Source organism: Selenomonas sp. CM52 (assembly GCF_000292955.1).
Lineage (GTDB): Bacteria > Bacillota > Negativicutes > Selenomonadales > Selenomonadaceae > Selenomonas.
Map to the genome: position 1 here is coordinate 1 of NZ_ALNM01000023.1, position 18,942 is coordinate 18,942.

Annotated in this window: 17 protein-coding genes; 16 read left to right on the plus strand and 1 reads right to left on the minus strand. The window is 52.4% G+C overall.

The annotated features are described in order from the left end of the window. From HMPREF1153_RS05330 to HMPREF1153_RS05340, 3 genes are all read left to right on the plus strand, one after another. Positions 1-611 (plus strand): adenosylhomocysteinase (locus HMPREF1153_RS05330; RefSeq protein ID WP_037369960.1); only part of this gene is annotated, 611 nt, incomplete at its 5' end. A 15-nt stretch (positions 612-626) separates the two neighbouring features. Next, a complete protein-coding gene (locus HMPREF1153_RS05335) occupies positions 627-1,907 on the plus strand; it encodes an amidohydrolase (protein ID WP_009645941.1) in 1,281 nt (426 codons plus the stop codon). Positions 1,908-2,077: 170 nt separating this feature from the next. Continuing rightward, the gene (locus HMPREF1153_RS05340) at positions 2,078-4,726 is read left to right on the plus strand and encodes a DNA translocase FtsK (protein ID WP_232208209.1); all 2,649 of its coding nucleotides are present in this window, start codon (positions 2,078-2,080) and stop codon (positions 4,724-4,726) included. Positions 4,727-4,843: 117 nt separating this feature from the next. Here the strand turns inward: HMPREF1153_RS05340 and HMPREF1153_RS05345 are convergent, their stop codons facing one another. Next, entirely contained in the window at positions 4,844-6,472 is a 1,629-nt protein-coding gene (locus tag HMPREF1153_RS05345; protein ID WP_009645971.1) for an SGNH/GDSL hydrolase family protein, read from the minus strand. 118 nt (positions 6,473-6,590) lie between these two features. On the opposite strand from HMPREF1153_RS05345, the gene cobO reads away from it, so the two are divergent. The 13 genes from cobO (at position 6,591) to HMPREF1153_RS05410 (ending at position 18,885) form a co-directional block, all read left to right on the plus strand. Continuing rightward, on the plus strand, positions 6,591-7,130 hold the full coding sequence (gene cobO, locus HMPREF1153_RS05350) for a cob(I)yrinic acid a,c-diamide adenosyltransferase (RefSeq protein ID WP_006192354.1): 540 nt from the start codon (positions 6,591-6,593) through the stop codon (positions 7,128-7,130). Positions 7,131-7,226: 96 nt separating this feature from the next. Further along, positions 7,227-8,879 (plus strand): dihydroxy-acid dehydratase, encoded by a 1,653-nt coding sequence (gene ilvD, locus HMPREF1153_RS05355; protein WP_009645953.1) that lies wholly within the window; start codon positions 7,227-7,229, stop codon positions 8,877-8,879. A 15-nt stretch (positions 8,880-8,894) separates the two neighbouring features. After that, positions 8,895-9,377 carry a tRNA (cytidine(34)-2'-O)-methyltransferase gene (locus HMPREF1153_RS05360; RefSeq protein WP_009645966.1) on the plus strand — a complete coding sequence of 161 codons (483 nt, stop codon included), beginning with the start codon at positions 8,895-8,897 and terminating at the stop codon, positions 9,375-9,377. A gap of 68 nt (positions 9,378-9,445) precedes the next feature. Beyond that, positions 9,446-10,369 (plus strand): UDP-N-acetylmuramate dehydrogenase, encoded by a 924-nt coding sequence (gene murB, locus HMPREF1153_RS05365; RefSeq protein WP_037369964.1) that lies wholly within the window; start codon positions 9,446-9,448, stop codon positions 10,367-10,369. 185 nt (positions 10,370-10,554) lie between these two features. Then, the gene (gene rimP / locus HMPREF1153_RS05370) at positions 10,555-11,007 is read left to right on the plus strand and encodes a ribosome maturation factor RimP (RefSeq protein ID WP_009645928.1); all 453 of its coding nucleotides are present in this window, start codon (positions 10,555-10,557) and stop codon (positions 11,005-11,007) included. Positions 11,008-11,025: 18 nt separating this feature from the next. Next, positions 11,026-12,168: a transcription termination factor NusA gene (gene nusA / locus HMPREF1153_RS05375; protein WP_009645948.1), complete on the plus strand. Its 1,143-nt coding sequence runs from the start codon at positions 11,026-11,028 to the stop codon at positions 12,166-12,168. Position 12,169: 1 nt separating this feature from the next. Beyond that, the gene (rnpM, locus tag HMPREF1153_RS05380) at positions 12,170-12,460 is read left to right on the plus strand and encodes an RNase P modulator RnpM (protein ID WP_009645930.1); all 291 of its coding nucleotides are present in this window, start codon (positions 12,170-12,172) and stop codon (positions 12,458-12,460) included. 19 nt (positions 12,461-12,479) lie between these two features. Continuing rightward, positions 12,480-14,936 carry a translation initiation factor IF-2 gene (infB, locus tag HMPREF1153_RS05385; protein WP_009645946.1) on the plus strand — a complete coding sequence of 819 codons (2,457 nt, stop codon included), beginning with the start codon at positions 12,480-12,482 and terminating at the stop codon, positions 14,934-14,936. 15 nt (positions 14,937-14,951) lie between these two features. Then, entirely contained in the window at positions 14,952-15,311 is a 360-nt protein-coding gene (gene rbfA / locus HMPREF1153_RS05390) for a 30S ribosome-binding factor RbfA (protein ID WP_006192363.1), read from the plus strand. 5 nt (positions 15,312-15,316) lie between these two features. Further along, a complete protein-coding gene (locus HMPREF1153_RS05395) occupies positions 15,317-16,273 on the plus strand; it encodes a DHH family phosphoesterase (RefSeq protein ID WP_009645970.1) in 957 nt (318 codons plus the stop codon). Then, complete coding sequence (truB, locus tag HMPREF1153_RS05400; protein ID WP_037369969.1) at positions 16,273-17,154, plus strand: tRNA pseudouridine(55) synthase TruB; 882 nt, start codon at positions 16,273-16,275, stop codon at positions 17,152-17,154. The genes HMPREF1153_RS05395 and truB overlap by 1 nt, the downstream gene beginning before the upstream one ends. A 29-nt stretch (positions 17,155-17,183) precedes the next feature. After that, positions 17,184-18,149, plus strand: coding sequence for a bifunctional riboflavin kinase/FAD synthetase (locus HMPREF1153_RS05405; RefSeq protein WP_009645972.1), 966 nt, complete (start codon positions 17,184-17,186; stop codon positions 18,147-18,149). After that, positions 18,130-18,885 carry a WecB/TagA/CpsF family glycosyltransferase gene (locus HMPREF1153_RS05410; protein WP_009645919.1) on the plus strand — a complete coding sequence of 252 codons (756 nt, stop codon included), beginning with the start codon at positions 18,130-18,132 and terminating at the stop codon, positions 18,883-18,885. The genes HMPREF1153_RS05405 and HMPREF1153_RS05410 overlap by 20 nt, the downstream gene beginning before the upstream one ends. Positions 18,886-18,942 lie beyond the last annotated feature (57 nt).

The following is an 18,942-nucleotide window of genomic DNA, read 5'->3' on the forward strand; positions in this document are numbered from 1 at the left end:
TTGCCGGTTACGGCTGGTGCGGCAAAGGCGGCGCCATGCGCGCTCAGGGTCTCGGGGCGAATGTCGTCATCACGGAGGTCGATCCCATCAAGGCGATCGAAGCTGTGTTCGATGGCTTCCGTGTCATGCCTATGGACGAGGCGGCGCGCATTGGCGACATCTTCCTGACCTTGACGGGCGATAAGGATGTCATTCGCAAGCATCACTATGAGGTCATGAAAGACGGCGCTATGATGGCGAACTCCGGTCACTTCGATGTGGAAATCAACATCCCCGAGCTTGAGGAAATCTCCGTATCGCGTCGTACCGTGCGCAAGAATATCGAGGAATTCAAGCAAAAGGACGGCAGGAAGCTATATCTTCTTGCCGAAGGCCGCCTCGTGAACCTCGCAGCAGGCGACGGACATCCGGCGGAGATCATGGATCTCTCCTTCGGCGTACAGTTCTTCTCCGCGCTTCATATTCTCAATCATCATGCAGAACTTGAAAACAAGGTCTACCTGATGCCGGACGAAATCAATACGAAGATTGCCGAACTCAAGCTCAAGGCTTCGGGCGTAGCCATTGACCATCTGACGGACGAGCAGAAGGCTTATCTCGGACTTGTCTGAGCAGAGGTACACGATATGAAAATATTGATTTCCAATGCGCATGTTCTTCATCCGGACGGCACAGTGCGGGAAGGAAATATCGCAATCGAGGGGAATAAGATTGCAGCAGTCGGAGAAATCCCCGCTTCGTGGCAGCCGGAGCGAACGATTGACGCAACGGACAGGCTCGCTGTTCCAGGCTTTGTCAACGCCCATACGCATGCATCTATGACGCTTCTTCGAAGCTATGCGGACGATATGAAGCTCATGGATTGGCTGCAGCAAAAGATCTGGCCGATCGAGGCGAAGATGCGCAACGAAGACATCTATTGGGGCGCGATGCTCGCCGCTGTCGAGATGATACAGGGAGGCACGACGACCTTTGCCGACATGTACGGGCCTGATATGGAAAAGGTCGCCGAAGTCGTAGAGGAATCAGGGCTTCGCGCCGTTCTTTCGCGCGGCCTGATCGGTGTTGTGCCCGATGCAGACGAAAAGCTTACAGAAAATGTAGAGCTCTTCAAAAATTGGCATCAAAGAGCCGAGGGGCGCATCACCGTGATGTTCGGGCCGCATGCGCTCTATACGTGCCCGCCCGATTATCTGCACAAGGTCGCAGAGGCGGCAAAGTCGCTTGGAGCGGAAATCCACATCCACATGTCGGAAACGAAAGGGGAGGTGGAGGACTGCCTCAAGCAATACGGCAAGCGTCCTTTTGCACACGTCGCTTCCACAGGTCTTTTCGACAACGGCACATTAGCGGCGCACTGCGTGCATCTTGACGATGAAGATATCTCCATCATCAAGAAGTACGGCATCCGTGTCGCGCACAATCCCGGCAGCAACATGAAGCTCGCGAGCGGCATCGCTCCCGTACCACGCCTTCTTGCGGAAGGCGTTTGCGTTGCTCTCGGCACGGACGGCGCGTCGAGCAATAACAACCTCGACATGCTTGAGGAAGTAAACCTTGCCGCCATGCTACACAAAGTGGCGAGCTATGACCCCGAGGCTGTGCCTGCAGGAGAAGCGATGCGTATGGGGACGGCGTACGGGGCAAAGGCTGTCGGCCTTTCTGATGTAGGGATCTTGCAAGAGGGCTATAAAGCGGACATCGTCCTCTTCGATATGACGAGTCCCGCATGGATGCCGCGTCACGATCCCGTATCGCTGCTTGTCTATTCTGCCAATGCATCTTCGGTCGACACGGTCATCGTTGACGGACGCATCCTCATGGAGAAACGCGAGCTCCTGACACTTGATGAAGAGCGCATCCTGTTTGAAACGAAGCGCTGCGTCGAGCATCTTCTTGCACATTGATTTATCTGCAGAAGCATATCTTCTGTAGGCAGGTCGTTTTGATTTTTACAGCAGCCCTTCACGGGCTGCTGTGATTTTAGATAGGTGATGTCGTTTTGAAAAAGAAAGGTTCCAATAGCGATAGAGGGAACAGCAAGAGGAGATCCCGCACGAAAAACAAAAAAGAGCCGATGACGACAACTGCACCTAAGGGCAGACGCTATGAGATCATCGGTCTACTTCTTCTTGCCGCAGGCCTCATATCCATCGGGGGACTGCTTGATTGGAACGTTGGTTTCATCGGTCTTTATTTCGCTAAATTCCTTCGGTATCTTTTCGGTTTAGGCGCTTGGGTCGCTTCCGGCGTCATACTGCTCATAGGCACGCAGTATGTGACGAAGCATCGGGGTATTGTTTATTCCACGCACTTTTTCGGCCTCATTGGGCTCTTCGTTTCTTTACTTGCCATCCTCCATCATTTCCTCGTACCTGTAGGGGCGGAAATCCTGCCCGAATATCTGCCGAATGCAGGCGGTCTTCTAGGCGGCGGCCTGCTCTTCTTCATCCGCAAGTTTTTCGGTGCGACGGGAGCCATCATCCTCTTGTGCACGGGTACGGTTGTCGCCATCCTGCTCTCTACGACATGGTCGCTTGCCCTTGGGATGCTGCGCACGAAACGGCAGGCGAAAGCAGGAATCGTCAAAGCGAAGGATACGCTCTCCGTCGCCCAGCAGAAGGTGACACAGGCGGAAAATATCTTTGAAGAACATGTGCGCGGAAGAATCAAAAGCTCGTTTTACAATCAAGACAAAGACGAAGCCTTTGAACAGGCGTTTGCAGCAGAAGCGAGAAACGTCACTCCGGGCGAAGATGCACAGCCGACGTCTTTTCCATCCTTTGCTGCACGGGAAGCATCTGTCATGCCGCAAACGCAAGAGGAAAGAGATTTTCTGACGGCTCTTGAACCTCCTGCCGCAGGGGAAGAGACGGCATCTTTTGCTTTTGGCGAGGCATACGATCAGAACGAGGTATTGGCAGAAACAGAGCAGGAAGAGGAAGCAAAAAAAGAAAGGGCAGCAGAAGAGCTACCGTCCTTTTCCATTGAATATGCCTCGAATGAAACGGAAGAGCGAGAGGAAATCATCGCAGAACCACCGCCGGAAATCCCCGACGACTTTGATGTCGTTCCCTTGCCGAAAGACGTACCTATGGCAGTGGAGGTGCAGGACAAGCGCCTCGCCATGATGCAACCGACAGTCTCCACACAGTCCATGACGGCGACCTTGCCGCAGGAAACCCTTGCAGCACCATCCGTGACAACACCGTCGTCTTTGACCATGCCGGCTGCTGTCTCAGAGACAAAGCCGCGTGAAGAAGCGACACAGCCGACGGAAAGGCCGTATGAGCTGCCAAAAGTGGAAGAAATACTCACATCTGAAGTCAAGAAGAAGAACTTCGCGCTGGAGCGGGAAATTGCCGAAAACGCACAGACTCTGGCGCAGACCTTGGAAAACTTCAAGGTCAAGGCGAAGATTATCAATGCATGCCACGGACCTGCTGTTACGCGCTATGAGCTTGAGCCGGCGCCTGGCGTCAAGGTCAGCAAGATCACAAATCTGGCAGACGATCTGGCTCTGAGTCTTGCGGCATTTTCCGTGCGCATAGAGCCTATACCGGGAAAAGCCGCCATCGGCATCGAGGTGCCGAACAAGGAGCTTGAGGGTATCCGTCTGCGTGAAGTCTTGGAAAAGCCTGCCTTTGCGACGGCCAAGTCGAAACTCACGGTCGGCTTGGGCGTCGATATTGCAGGACAAGGCATCTTTGCCGATCTCGCCAAGATGCCGCATCTTCTCGTCGCCGGCGCCACTGGATCAGGCAAATCGGTCTGCATCAACACGCTCATCACGAGCGTTCTCTTCAAAGCGAGGCCGGATGAAGTGAAGTTCATCCTCATAGATCCCAAGATGGTTGAGCTTTCCAACTACAATGGCATACCACATCTGATGGTTCCCGTTGTCACGGACGCAAAAAAGGCGGCCTCCGTCCTGAATTGGTCGGTGCAGGAGATGGAAAAGCGCTATGCCAAATTTGCCGAGACCGGCGTACGCGATATGGAACGCTTCAATGCGGCAAAACCCGAAGAGAAAATGCCCGCCATCGTCATCATTATTGATGAGCTTGCCGACCTCATGATGGTCGCACCGCACGACGTGGAAGATGCCATCTGCCGCCTTGCACAGAAAGCGCGCGCAGCGGGCATCCATCTCGTGCTCGCAACGCAGCGCCCGTCCGTCGATGTCATCACGGGCATAATCAAGGCGAATATTCCGTCACGCATATCGTTTGCCGTGTCCTCGCAGATTGACTCGCGTACGATTTTGGATATGAGCGGCGCTGAAAAGCTGCTTGGAAAGGGCGATATGCTCTTTTATCCCGTCGGATCGGCAAAACCGCAGCGCGTGCAGGGTGCTTTCGTCAGCGATGAAGAAGTGGAGAGGCTTCTCGACTTCATCCGAGGACAAGGGCAACAGATGGAAGAAAATCAGGAGATTATTGAGTACACGGAAAATGCCGCCATGGAAGCCGATGACGGTAAGAAGGATGCAGCGAAGGAAAAGATTGATGAACTTCTCGGCGATGCGATCGAGCTTGTCATGAGTTCCGGGCAGGCATCGACATCAAGCATACAGAGACGTTTCCGCATCGGTTACACACGCGCCGCCCGCCTGATTGACACGATGGAAGAGATGAAGATTATCGGACCGAATCTCGGCAGCAAGCCGCGCGAAATCCTTGTATCCTCGGAGGAAGCCGAAGCGGCCTTGAAAAAAATCAGTTAGAGCGCTTTTCTTGTCGACAACAAAGGAAGCACTCATAAATTCAGTCGCCCGTATTCACATATCCGAGCAATTTCATTAAGAACGCCCCATGGTCGTCGCGTGACCATGGGGCGTTCCTTATTGTCGCAGTAAATCTCGCCGACGGTTGATGATTTCCGCCATGAGCATTTTGCCGCGAATATCGGGATGAAGGCCGTCTACGGAAAGCTCCGGTGCCATGACAGTATGATTTGCATCATAGAAGTAAGGTTCCAGATCGACGTAATACTTCTGGCTGCGAATATAAGCGTTGACTCGTGCAAGTTTTTGCTGCCACAGAGGATCGGTATCTGCATGGAAGGCGCTGCGGATATTCTTCGGGTTGATGGGCATGAGCGTGAGGAAGATCGGTCGGATGTCGTTCGCCTCACACTTTTTTTTGATAGCGTCGAGATCGGATATGATCTGTTCGGCGCTGATTTCTTCGGCTCGCAGACTGTTCGATCCGGTGAGTATCAAAAGGTTGTAGGGATGGAAATATAGAACGTCTTTCTCAAAACGGAGCATCGACGTATGCGCCGTATCGCCGCTTCGTCCAATGTTGACAGTGGGAAAATCAAGGTAGGTTGTGAAACTATACTCAAGGTCAATGGGAGAAAATGACAGTGCTCCGCCGCCATGCGTAATGCTGTCGCCGAAAGCGGCGGCAAAAATGCGACTGTTTTTTTCTTTTACGGTAAATTTCTCCACGTCCGAATATGTGCCGATCGTATTGCCACTTGCGTCAATCGCACGCACGCGCCAATAATATTCTCCGGCATAGGGACGCGGGTATTCGTCGTAACAGCTGAAGGCGCCTTCAACCTTTTGCGCCCATTGACGATTTTTGGCAGGCTGCGTATTGTTGTTTTCGTCGGATGCAGGAGGAGTGACCATAAGCTCAACTTCATAATTCTCACAGCCGTTCAGAGGTATCCATTGATAAACGGGATAAACAGGTTCTGTCGCATTCGGCATTTGATCGAAGTTGTTGATCAAGGGTTTCGTTGGCAGCGGTTCATCGGCCTTGATATAAATCGGCTCAGCCTCGGAGAATTCGCCAATCGTTTCATGGTGGAAGCCCAGCGCGCGCACACGCCAATACAAGATGCCCGTCTCGCCATTTACAAAAGGTGTAAGATCGACCTGATAGCCATTTGTAAATATCTGCTTCGTACTGTAAAGATGATTCTTGCGCGACATTGCTGTACCGCCTTCGGTGTCGGGCTTGTCCGAGAGAATTTCCAGTTCGTAGCAGACGGCTCCGGGAATGCTGTGCCAGACAAGGAACGGCTTGCGGCTTGCCGGATGGTCTTTCGTGTATTCGAAGATGGGACGCGGCCGTAGCGGCTCTTTGAAATTTGGATTTTCAACGACATTGGAAGGAGGTGTGAGCTGCCCGAACATCCCGAATGCCGTGATGCGATAATACATGGGAATCGGCGTCGCGGGCATCTCGTAGGAAGCCTTGAAGGTCAACTCAGACTCAAAGGCATGGTATTCCGGCTCGCCTTCAACAAGTCCCGTCGTCTTGGAAAGCGCTTCGATTCGATAGAAGCATGGATAGGGAAGCCTTTTCCATGAAATCACGACATGGTCGCCCTTGTTTTCAAAAATTGGGTCGAACGGTATGTTGCGCAGGCCGAGCACATCGGTTTTCTCCGTCAAAAAAATACAGAGAAAAGTAAAGAATAAGATGACGAAGGTAAACAAAAGAAATTTTTTCATAACAGCACCACAAAAAGGAAATAAAGGTTATAATAATAACTAAAGTATTAGTATACCATGTTTTTACTTTGCGGAATAGGCAGACGAGAAAAAACTTATGCGTTAAAGGAGATCTGTGATGAAAAGAAAAGGACTTGTTCTCGTGCACACGGGTGAGGGAAAAGGGAAGACGACGGCGGCGATCGGTCTTGCTGTGCGCGCTTGGGGAGATGGCTTTCGCATTCTGATTTTGCAATTTATCAAGGGAAGCTGGAAGTATGGCGAACTTTCCGCGCTCAAGGCTCTTGCCGAAATTGACGGACGCATAGAAATCCGTCCGACAGGCATAGGATTTACAAGGAACGCTTCTTCAGAAGAAATGGCGGTACACAGGGAAAAAGCGCGGACGGCACTGCAAGAAGCCTTAACGGAAATGACGAGCGGGCAATGGGACATGATCATCCTCGATGAAATCAATTATGCCTTGAACTTCGGTTTGCTTGAGGAGCAGGAGGTATTGGAACTTTTATCGCAAAAACCCACAGAGCTTCATCTTGTATTGACGGGGAGGCACGCCTTGCCGGCCATCATCGACTGCGCCGATCTCGTGACGGAAATGAGACTCATAAAGCATCCGTTTCAAAAGGGCATACGTGCGCAAAAAGGAATTGAGTTCTAACTCTCGATAAACTTCTTGAATGTAAAGGCAAATTGCGATAAAATCTAGGGTATATTTCGTGAAAAATTGTGTTTTCCATAGATAGGCGGGATACTTATGAGAAGTGATGTTGTAAAAAAAGGGGCGACGCGCTGTGCGCATCGATCCTTGTTCCATGCGATGGGCTATGGTCCCGAGGATTTGCAGAAGCCTCTGATTGGCATTTGCAACTCATTTAATGAGGTGATTCCCGGGCATATCCACTTGCGCGAGATTGCTGCGGCGGCGAAGCTCGGTGTGGCTGCCGCTGGCGGTACGCCGCTGGAGTTTCCTGCCATCGGTGTTTGCGACGGCATTGCCATGGGGCATACGGGAATGAAGTATTCGCTCGCCAGCCGCGAACTTATCGCCGACTCCATCGAGTCCGTGGCAATGGCATCGGGCTTTGACGGACTCGTGCTCATTCCGAACTGCGACAAAGTCGTTCCCGGCATGTTGATGGCGGCGGCACGCTTGAATATTCCGGCGATCGTCGTCAGCGGTGGACCGATGCTCGCGGGACGCTTCCACGGACAGGATGTCAGCGTCAGCCAGTCTTTTGAAGCGGCGGGCAAATTTGCCGCAGGACTCATCGACGAAAGCGTCATGGAAGAGCTTGAAGAGCAGGCATGTCCGAGCTGCGGTTCCTGTGCCGGACTTTTTACGGCAAACACGATGAACAGTTTGACGGAAGTTCTCGGCATGGGGCTGCCGGGCAATGGCACGATTCCCGCGGCTTATACGGGAGCGCGCAGACTCTTGGCGAAACGTGCCGGCGCCGTCATCATGGAACTCATCAAAAACGATGTGAAGCCGCGTGACATCATGACGCGCGAGGCCTTTGAAAATGCCATCACGGTGGATATGGGCGTGGGAGGATCTTCGAACACCGTGCTTCACCTGACTGCCATTGCCCATGAGGCCGGTATAGAGCTTCCAGCGCCGCTCTTCGACGAAATCAGCCGCCGCACGCCGTATCTGACGAAGCTCAGTCCAGCAGGGAAGCATCACATGCAGGATCTCAATGAGGCGGGCGGCTTGCCCGCCGTCATGAAGGAGCTTTCGCGCAAGGGACTCATTCATCTCGACGCTTTGACCGTCACGGGCACGGTGGCAGAGCGCATCAAGAATGCGAAGATCGTGCGCCCCGATGTCATCCGCACGGTCGATGACCCTTACCGCAAGCAGGGAGGCCTTGCGATTTTGCAGGGAAATCTGGCACCGGACTACGCTGTTGTCAAAGCGTCAGCTGTGGCTGAAGATATGCTCGTCTATAAGGGAACAGCGAAATGTTTTTCCTCGGAAGAGGCCGGCGTCAACGCCATCATGGCGGGTGAGATTCATGACGGTGATGTCGTCGTCATACGCTACGAAGGCCCGAAGGGAGGCCCCGGCATGCAGGAGATGCTGAATCCGACGGCCGTCATCACAGGCATGGGGCTGAAGGTGGCGCTCATCACGGACGGACGTTTCAGTGGGGCGAGCCAGGGAGCCTGCATCGGGCATATCTCGCCTGAAGCCATGGCGGGCGGTCCCATCGCGCTTATTGAAGACGGTGACATCATCTCGATTGACATCCCCAATCGCTCGCTGCGCTTGGAAGTCAGTGATGAGGAACTTGCGCGGCGCAAGGCAGCATGGAAGAAGCCGGAACCGAAGATTAAGACAGGCTACCTCGCTCGCTACGCCAAACTCACGACATCGGCGAGCACGGGCGCTGTTCTGCAATAAGCACGGGAGGCATTCTTGCATATCGTTTTGATTGAGCCGGAGATCCCCGGCAATACGGGAAATATCGCGCGTCTCTGCGCTGTCAGCGGTATAGAACTGCATCTCGTCAAACCGTTGGGATTCTCGGTCGAGGACAAGTATCTGAAGCGTGCAGGACTCGACTATTGGCACTTGGTGAAGGTGCATTATCACGAAAATTTCTCCGAGGTTCTGCGTCTTTTTGCAGGCCGACAGTTTTATTACTGCTCAAAAAAGGCGCCTCGATCTTACGATGCTGTATCTTATACCGAAGATGACTTCCTCGTTTTCGGCAAAGAAACAGCGGGGATTCCTGAAGCGCTGCTTGAAGAGCACTGGGAGGACTGCATACGCATTCCCATGCGCCTTGGAGCGCGTTCCTTGAACCTTTCGAGTGCCGCTGCCATCGTGGCCTATGAAGCCATGCGTCAGATCGGCTTTCCAGGACTTGACTCTTCTGGGCATTGGCATGAAAGTTGAGGAAAGCGTGATGGGAAAAGTATCTTGTTTACAGTTACGAGAAGAAAACGATTTTGAGATGGGGCTGAATGGATTTGCAAAGCAATCAGAAATTTGTTGACGAGATTCGCAGTCGAATGGCACCGGAGCATATCCTCTTAAATGAACCGATGAAGGATCATACGACATTTCGGATCGGCGGGCCGGCGGACTGCTTGATCTTGCCTGCATCCATGGAAGATGTGGCGTTCGTTTTCCAATGTTTGAAAAGACATGATATTCCCTTTGTGATCCTTGGCAATGGCTCAAACGTGCTCGTATTGGACAAGGGGATTCGCGGAGTCGTCATCAAGTTTAATTCTCCGATTTCTACCATTCGGAAGAAAAACAATACACTTACGGCAGGGGCAGGTGCGCTTCTCCGTGATGTATCGGGATTTGCGGCTGAAAACAGTCTTTCCGGCATGGAATTTGCCTGTGGTATACCAGGAAGCATAGGTGGAGCCGTATTTATGAATGCCGGGGCTTATGACGGAGAAATGAAGAACATCGTTTCTGCGGTTCGCGCGATTTCTCCTAAAGGGGAGATCGTGCAGTTTGCGGCAAATGAATTGGATTTCGGCTATCGTCACAGCATATTTCAAGAGAACGGCTGCGCAATCTGTGAGGTTGACCTGACTCTTGCGCCAGGCAATGCAGAGGAAATCAAAGAAAAGATCGCCGGTTTCACCGAGCGCAGGGAAAGCAAGCAGCCATTGGAGATGCCAAGTGCCGGCAGCACGTTCAAGCGCCCCGAAGGACACTATGCGGGAACTTTGATTGAACAGACAGGACTCAAGGGCTTCACTGTCGGCGGAGCGCAGGTTTCTGATAAACATGCAGGATTCGTCGTGAACGCAGGAGATGCTACGGCGAAGGATGTGCTGGAGCTTATCCGGCAAGTACAAGACCGTGTCTTTGAAAAGCATCACGTCAAGCTGTTTCCCGAAGTTCGTATCTTGGGGGAAGCGTAACGTAACGTAAATCCGGTTTGCATAGATTTCACTGTTTACATTTCTTTCGATTGATGGTAAAATGACAAGAGTCAATTTAAGTCGTTTGTATGAAGAGTGGGCGTTCGCCCACTCTTTAATCTTATGCACAAGAGCCCGTTTAACACAACGGGCTGCAATATGCGCGGCAAAAGAGGAGGGCTTTTGTGGCAAAACACATAGAAGAGGCCGTTGAGGCTATCGTACAAGAGATCGTTCAGGATTCCAATTTGGAAGTTGTCGATGTCGAGTATGTCAATGAGCGCGACTGGTATTTGCGCGTCTACCTCGATAAAGAAGGCGGCATTGAGATTGACGACTGTCAGAGGGTCAGCGAAACGCTTGAGCAGATTCTTGATGAAAAAGATTTGCTGACGGAGGCGTATATCCTCGAAGTATCATCTCCAGGACTCGACCGCGTCTTGAAAAAAGCGCGCGACTTTGAACGCGAGCAGGGGAAAGCGGTAGATGTGACATTCTATGCGCCTGTCGACGGCAAAAAGACGTGGGTGGGAACGCTTACAGGATATGACCCGGGAAAGAATGCCATCGTGTTGGATGGGGAAAAAGAATTGCCTTTGGAAAAAATAGCACAGGTGCGTCTGCACATAGATTTTTAAGCATTGGGAGGAAGAGCTTTGGCCAGCAGGAAAGAGAAGGTAAAGAAGAAGGATAACGACGGGGATTTTTTGGAAGCCGTACATGCCTTGGAAAAGGAGCGGGGTTTGGAAGCAGAGGTGCTTTTCGCCGCAATCGAAGCGGCTTTGAGTTCTGCTTACCTGAAAGACTTCAAGACTGCCGAACAAGTGCGCGTCGCCTTGGATCGCATGACAGGAAAATACCACGTTTATGCAACGAAAACCGTCGTTGAAGAGGTTGAGGACGACGCCCGACAGATTTCTCTTGCAGATGCGCGCGCCATCAATCCCAATTATGAGGTTGATGACAAGATCGAACTGGAGGTGACTCCTGCAACGTTCGGGCGCATTGCCGCACAGACGGCGAAGCAGGTCGTCGTGCAGCATATCCGCGAAGCGGAACGCGGCATCGTCTATGAGGAATTTTCCAATCGTGACGGCGATATCGTCACGGGTCGTGTGCAGCGCGTAGAAGCAAAGAATGTATTCATCGACCTCGGCAAAACGGAAGCTGTCCTCACAGCGACAGAGCAGATCCCGGGGGAAGAGTACCACTACGGCGATCGCATCAAGGCATATATCATCGAGGTCTGCAAGACGGTCAAAGGGCCGCGGGTTCTCGTATCGAGAACGCATCCAGGGCTTTTGAAGAGGCTTTTCGAGCTTGAAGTTCCCGAGATTCAAGAAGGTGTCGTGGAAATCAAGTCCGTGGCGCGCGAGCCTGGCATGCGCTCAAAAATCGCCGTCTATTCCAAGGACGAGAATGTCGATCCCGTAGGCTCCAGCGTCGGTCATAAAGGGATGCGCGTACAGGCGATCGTCGATGAGCTGAGAAATGAAAAAATTGATATTGTCAAGTGGAATCCTGAACCTGCAAAGTTCATCGCGAACGCCTTGAGCCCTGCAAAAGTCATTTCCGTGGCAATCAATGAAGAGGCGAAGGAGTCACGTGTCGTGGTACCCGGCTATCAGCTTTCTCTTGCCATCGGCAAGGAAGGACAGAACGTCCGCTTGGCGGCCAAATTGACAGGCTGGAAAATCGATATCAAAAATGAAGAACAGGCGGCGGCAGAGACGCTCGATGATTCCATGAGTGTCATCGAGGTGACAGGCGAGGAATCCTTTACGGCTGAGGGCGTCTGACATGAAAGGTCAGAAAAAGATTCCGGAACGCATGTGCTTGGGCTGTCGTACGGTTCATCCGAAAAAGGATATGATTCGTGTCGTCCGAAGCCCAGAAAATGTATATTCCGTAGATATGACAGGCAAAAGCCCTGGACGGGGAGCATATATTTGCCGAAACGAAGAATGTTTCCGCCGTGCGGAAAAGGAGCATGGCTTTGAGCGGGCTTTCAAGAGCAAGATGGAAGACGCTATATACGAGACGCTGAGAAAAGAAATTTTCCAAGATGAAGCGGCGTCTAAAGAAAGCTGATATCAGCGGGGGTGGATCGATGTCGAAGTATAGAGTTTATGAATTGGCAAAAGAGTTCCATACGGAAAGCAAAGTTGTCCTTGATATTTTAACACGCAATAAATTCCGTGTGGCAAACCATATGAGCAGTGTTGGCGAAGAGGAGCGGGCGGTAGTTGCACGCGCTTTTGCACCTAAGAAGACCGTCTCTGACGCACCGAAGGCGCCTGTGGCGGATGCAGCAAGAAAAGCGTCTCAAAATAAGCCGAGACAGCAAGTCCAAGGTCAATCGCAAAAGAACGCGAATGATCGCAGACAGAATCGCAGCAGCAACGGCTCTGCTTCTGCTGCAGCGACGAACCGCCCGCGTCAAGGCAGTGCACCTCAGCAGAAACGCGGACAGGGAGCGGCCTCCTCAAACGGCTCCAACGCAACGAAGCGACCTTCGCAGGACAAGCGCGGCGGCAATACCAACCAGCGTAACAACAACGCACAGGGCAGCAATCGAAATCGCAGCGGCAATGCCGCAGGTGCCGGCAATGCGAATAATGCGGGCGGTTGGAATAATCGCGGCGGCGCCAACAATCGCGGCAAGTTTGGCAACAAGAACAATCGCGGCCGCAACAACCAACGCCAGAAGCAGCAAGCTCCCAAAGTGGAGATCGCCCATCCGACGCACATCAAGGTTGGCGAGAGCATTGCCGTCAAGGATCTTGCGAGCAAGATGAGCTATACGGCGACCGAAGTCATCAAGAAGCTCATGCTCATGGGCATCATGGCGACGATCAACCAGGAAATCGACTATGAGACAGCGGCGCTCGTTGCCATCGAATTCGGCGTCACCTGTGAGGAATTGCCGCCTGAGACGGATCCAACGGAGATTCCTGAGATCGAGGATGATCCCAAGTCGCTCGTCGTTCGTCCGCCGGTCGTAACCGTCATGGGACATGTCGACCACGGCAAGACGTCGCTCCTCGATGCCATTCGCAAGACATCCGTTTCGACGCACGAGGCGGGCGGCATCACACAGCATATTGGTGCATATCAGGTCATGTGTCAAGGGAAGAAGATTGTCTTCCTTGATACGCCTGGCCATGAGGCGTTCACTGCCATGCGCGCGCGCGGCGCACAGGTTACGGACATCGCGATCCTCGTCGTCGCCGCAGACGACGGCGTCATGCCGCAGACCGTCGAGGCCATTAACCATGCCAAGTCGGCGGGCGTGCCCATCATCGTCGCGATCAACAAGATCGACAAGCCCGGAGCGAATCCCGAGCATGTGAAGCAGGAGCTGTCCGAGCACGAGCTCATTCCTGAGGACTGGGGCGGCGATACCATCATGGTGCCTGTTTCCGCAAAGCAGAAACAAGGCATAAACGATCTTCTTGAAATGGTTCTCCTTGTCGCTGAGGTCAAGGAACTCAAGGCAAATCCGAATCGTGATGCGCGCGGCGTCATCATTGAAGCGCAGCTTGACAAGGGTCGCGGTCCGGTCGCGACCGTCCTCGTGCAGAACGGTACGCTGCGGATCGGCGATTCCATTATCGCCGGCACGACCTTCGGCAAGGTGCGTGCGATGATCAATGATCGCGGGGAGAACGTGAAGAAAGCGGGGCCGTCCGTCCCCGTAGAAGTACTCGGTCTTTCCGATGTTCCTGAAGCGGGAGACGTGCTCGCATCGCTTGACGAGAAGCTCGCACGCTCCATTGCAAGCAAGCGCATCGAAAAGAAGCGCACCGAGCTCATCCGAAGTAAGAAAGTCTCTTTGGATGACCTCTTCCAGCAGATTCAGGACGGCAACATCAAGGATCTCAACATCGTCATCAAGGCCGATGTGCAGGGTTCTGTGGAAGCATTGGCAAACTCCTTGCTCTCACTCAATAAGAACGACGAAGTGCGCGTCAATATCGTGCATTCCGGCGTCGGCGCCGTCAATGAGTCCGATGTCATGCTCGCTACTGCCTCCAACGCGCTCATCATCGCATTCAACGTGCGTCCTGACGCCAACGCCCGTCGTGTGGCGGATGCGGAAAGCATCGATATCCGTACATATCGCGTCATTTACGATGCGTTGAACGATGTCAAGGACGCCATGTCTGGCATGCTCGCACCGAAGTATAAGGAAGTCGTGCAGGGCAAGGTGGAAATCCGCCAGGTCATGAAATTCTCCAAGGCGCTCGTTGCAGGCTCCTATGTCCTCGAAGGAAAGATCACGAATTCCTCGAAGATCCGCATCCTTCGCGACAACATCGTAGCGTTTGACGGCGAGCTCGATTCTTTGCGCCGCTTTAAAGATGATGTGAAAGAAGTTGCGGCCGGCTACGAATGCGGCATTACAATCAAGGATTACCGCGATTTCCAGGAAGGCGATATCATCGAGGCGTATACGATGGAAGAGATTGAGACATCCATCACGGAAGCGAACAAAGAAGCTGCAAAGAGACGCGATCAACAGGAGCAGACGAAGAAGGATTCCCCCGCTGAAAACGATGCTTGAAGGATGTGAGAAGAATTGAGCCAGCTTCGCATAGAAAAGGTGCAGGAACTGATGAAGCAGGAAATCAGTCAGATTATCCTGCAGGAGTTGAAAGATCCGCGCATTGGCTTTGTCACTGTGACGAAAGTGGAGATGACTGGAGACCTTCGAGAAGCGAAGATTTTTGTGAGCATCATGGGAAAAGATGAGGCCTTGAAAGATACCTTGCAGGGACTCAAAAGCTCCTTGGGATTCATTCGGCGAGAAATCGGCAAACGCATACGACTGCGCTTTACGCCGGAGATTTCCTTTGCGCTCGACGATTCTCTTGCCTACAGCTCGCATATTCAAGAACTGTTGATAGGATTGAACAGGAACGACAAGACGGAAGAGTGAGAATTATGCGGATTTCATTAAAAGAAGCCGGCACATTGCTTCAGGAAGCGCAGAACATCGTCATTACGGCGCATGTCAATCCCGATGGAGACGCCATCGGATCGTCCTTGGGTGTCATGCACTATTTGCGCGATCTGGGAAAGCAGGTGCGCGTCGTCATCGATGACGATATCCCGAGGAATTTCGCCTTTCTCAATGCCTGTAATATCATCGAAAAGCCGACAGTTGCTGAAACTGGCGAAAAAGAGCCAATCGACCTGCTGCTCATTCTCGATACGAGCATTGATCGCATAGGCGATGTGATGGAGGCTTTTTTGCCGACGCGGATCCTCAATATCGATCATCATGTCACGAATGCTCTTGCTTGTCCGGCGGTCTATCTCGACGCGGACAGCGCGGCAACGGCAGAAATCATCTATCAGTTGCTGCAGGAAATGGATGCAAAAATCACGAAGGACATCGCTATGGCAGTCTATACGGGACTGGCGACGGATACGGGATTTTTCCGCTTTCCCAATACGACGCCCTTCACCATGCGTGCAGCAGCCGATCTTTTGGAACGCGGTGCAGAACCGGGCATCATATCGGAAGCCGTTGAAGCGAAGCCGTTTGTGCGCGTAATCGGCATGGCAAAGGCGCTCGAAGGGGCGGAGCTTCTTTTCGGCGGCAAACTTGCAGGCATCTTTCTCGATCGTGCTGCAGCTGAGTCGCTTGATTCCACAGAAGGCTTGATCGACTCTTTGCGCGTCATCGAGGGCACGGATGTTTCCGTTCTCTTGAAGTGGAAAGAGGACGGTGTTTTCCGCGTCAGCATGCGTTCCAAGAAAACGAACGTCAGCAAGGTAGCTGCGGCATTTTCTGGCGGCGGACACGAGAGAGCGGCCGGCTGTACGCTCAAAATGAATTTTATCGAAGCGAAAAGGACGGTTCTCGAAGCGCTTGAGAAAGCGATGGAATCGTGATGGCAGCAGGCTTTCTCAATGTGCTGAAGCCTCCGGGCATGTCCTCGCATGATGTCGTGGGACAGGTTCGCAAAATCTTCCATACGAAGCGTGTGGGGCATGCGGGAACCCTTGATCCGGGCGCCGCAGGCGTCCTGCCCATCGCTCTTGGCAACGCCGCGCGGCTTGTCGAGTACATGTCTTCAACCGATAAATCTTACCGCCTGGAATTGCTGCTTGGCTTTTCTACAGACACGGGCGATGACAGCGGCAAAATCATCGAGCGCATGGAAGCCTTCACATTGCCGAAACGAGAGGAACTACTTGCCTCTTTGCAAGGTTTTCTCGGCGTCATCCAACAGCGGCCTCCCGTTTATTCAGCAATTAAGCTGCAAGGGAAAAGGGCGTATCAGCTTGCACGCGAAAATCAGACCGTAGAGATGCCCTTGCGGCAAGTGACGATTCATGCTTTGCGCCTTGTTGCATTCCATGCTTCACGCATCGTTCTCGATATGGACTGCTCAAAAGGCACTTACGTGCGCAGTTTTTGCCGCGATTTTGGCGAAAGCATAAAGATTCTCGCCACGATGGGATTCCTGCTGCGCACACGCGTCGGCAATTTTCATCTGCATGACGCCTTTTCCTTGGAAGAGCTTGCACGCTCAGGTGAAGCGGCGCTTCTTCCTGCGGAGAAGGCCGTCGAGCATCTGCCGCGCTTCGACATGCCGGAACATCGCATCACGGCTTTCGTCAACGGACTCTCGACGGGCAACATAGATTTCGATGCCAAGGAAAGTATCCTGCGTGTCTATGGGAGAAACCGCTTCCTTGGCATGGGACGCTATGAAGCAGCCAAACGAGAGCTTTATCCGCTCAAGGTCTTTCGAGAGATGTCGGATTGAAGGCGTTTTGATTACAGGGAGTTTGATCCATGCTGCGATTTTCAAAAATCAAACATCTATCCGATTCCTACCAAGGAATCGTCATTGCACTGGGAACTTTTGACGGCGTCCATATCGGACATCAAAGCATATTGCAAAGAGCGAGGGAACTTGCAGCCGACATCCATGGCGTCAGTATGGCGTTTACTTTCCAAGAACATCCGCTTTCTGTCATTTTCCCCGAGCGCGCTCCAAAGATGATTCGCAATACAGCATCAAAGGAAGCAATCATAGAAAAACTTGGTGTGGACATCCTCATGAATGTTCCTTTTACGAAGAATTTCGCAGCTATATCAGCTACAGGTTTCCTCAAACTGCTGCAGGAGAATTTTTCCCCTGCTTATGTCGTCGTGGGCGCGAATTACACCTTCGGCTTCCAAGGAACAGGTGATTCTGCATTCTTGCAACAGCGGGGGGAAGAATTTGGCTTCGTATCCCGTATTGGAAATTCCGTGCTGCGTGATGGGAAGATGGTGAGCAGCACTCGGATCCGCTCCTTGATTGCAGAGGGAAACCTTGATCTCGTCAATCAATATTTGAAGTGGCCGCTTGACTATACAGGCATTGTTACCTATGGCGAACAGCGCGGGCGCAAACTTGGCTTCCCGACCGCCAATATTGCCTTGGACGATTCTTATGCGCTTTTGCCGAACGGCGTCTATGCTGTCCGCGTGCATTTCAACGATTCTGTTTATCCGGGCGTCGCCAATATCGGCTCAAATCCTACATTTGAAGAAGTGGAGCGTCGTTTGGAAGTTCACCTTATGCAATTTAACGGCAATCTTTATGGTCAGAAAATCTGCGTGGACTTCTTGGGAAAACTCCGTGACGAAAAGAAATTTCCCGATGTAGACGCGCTGGTGGCACAAATTCATCGCGACATCGAACAGGCGCAGCATTTTTGGGATATGCCCGTTCATGTGGGAGGTATGCCGTATGTCGAAAAAAAAGGTTGATATTTTAGGCGTACATGTCGATTCACTGACGATGGGCGAGGCAGTCAAAAGGATTCAAACCTTTATCGAAGAAAGGACTTCCGTCCTCATCGCTACGGCGAATGCAGAAATGCTCATGCGAGCAACGTATGATCGCGAGCTAAAAAACATCTTGAACGATGCTGCCCTCGTCGTACCCGACGGTGCGGGGACGGTTTGGGCTGCACACCATCTCGGGCATCTCATGCCGGAACGTGTCGCAGGCTACGATCTTGCCCAAGAACTCATGCGCAAAGCTCCTCAGAAGGGGTATCGTCTGTTTTTCTTCGGCGCTGCTCCGGGCGTTGCAGAAAAGGCAAAGACGAAAGCGGAAAAACTCTATCCGGGCATTGAAATTGTCGGTGTTCGGAACGGCTTTTTCTCCTCAGATGACGAGCCTGAAATTCTTCATGAGATTCAGGAGGCGAAACCTGACATACTGCTCGTCGCATTGGGCGTTCCGAAGCAGGAGAAGTGGCTTGCCGCACATTTGCACGAACTTGCCGTTCCTGTATCCATGGGCATCGGCGGCACTTTCGACGTTATGGCGGGCGTCATGAAGCGTGCGCCGCACTGGATGCAGAAAGCGAAGCTCGAATGGCTCTTTCGCGGGGCTATGCAGCCGAAGAGAGCGGGGCGGCTCATGGCATTGCCGCGCTTCGTATTCAAGGTCATGGCATACAAAAAGAGTGGACAAAGAAAGGGCGCTCGTCTATAATTAGTAAAAGAAGTTTTCTGATATGCTGAATCTGCAGAGATGCTGAGTATCTGCAGA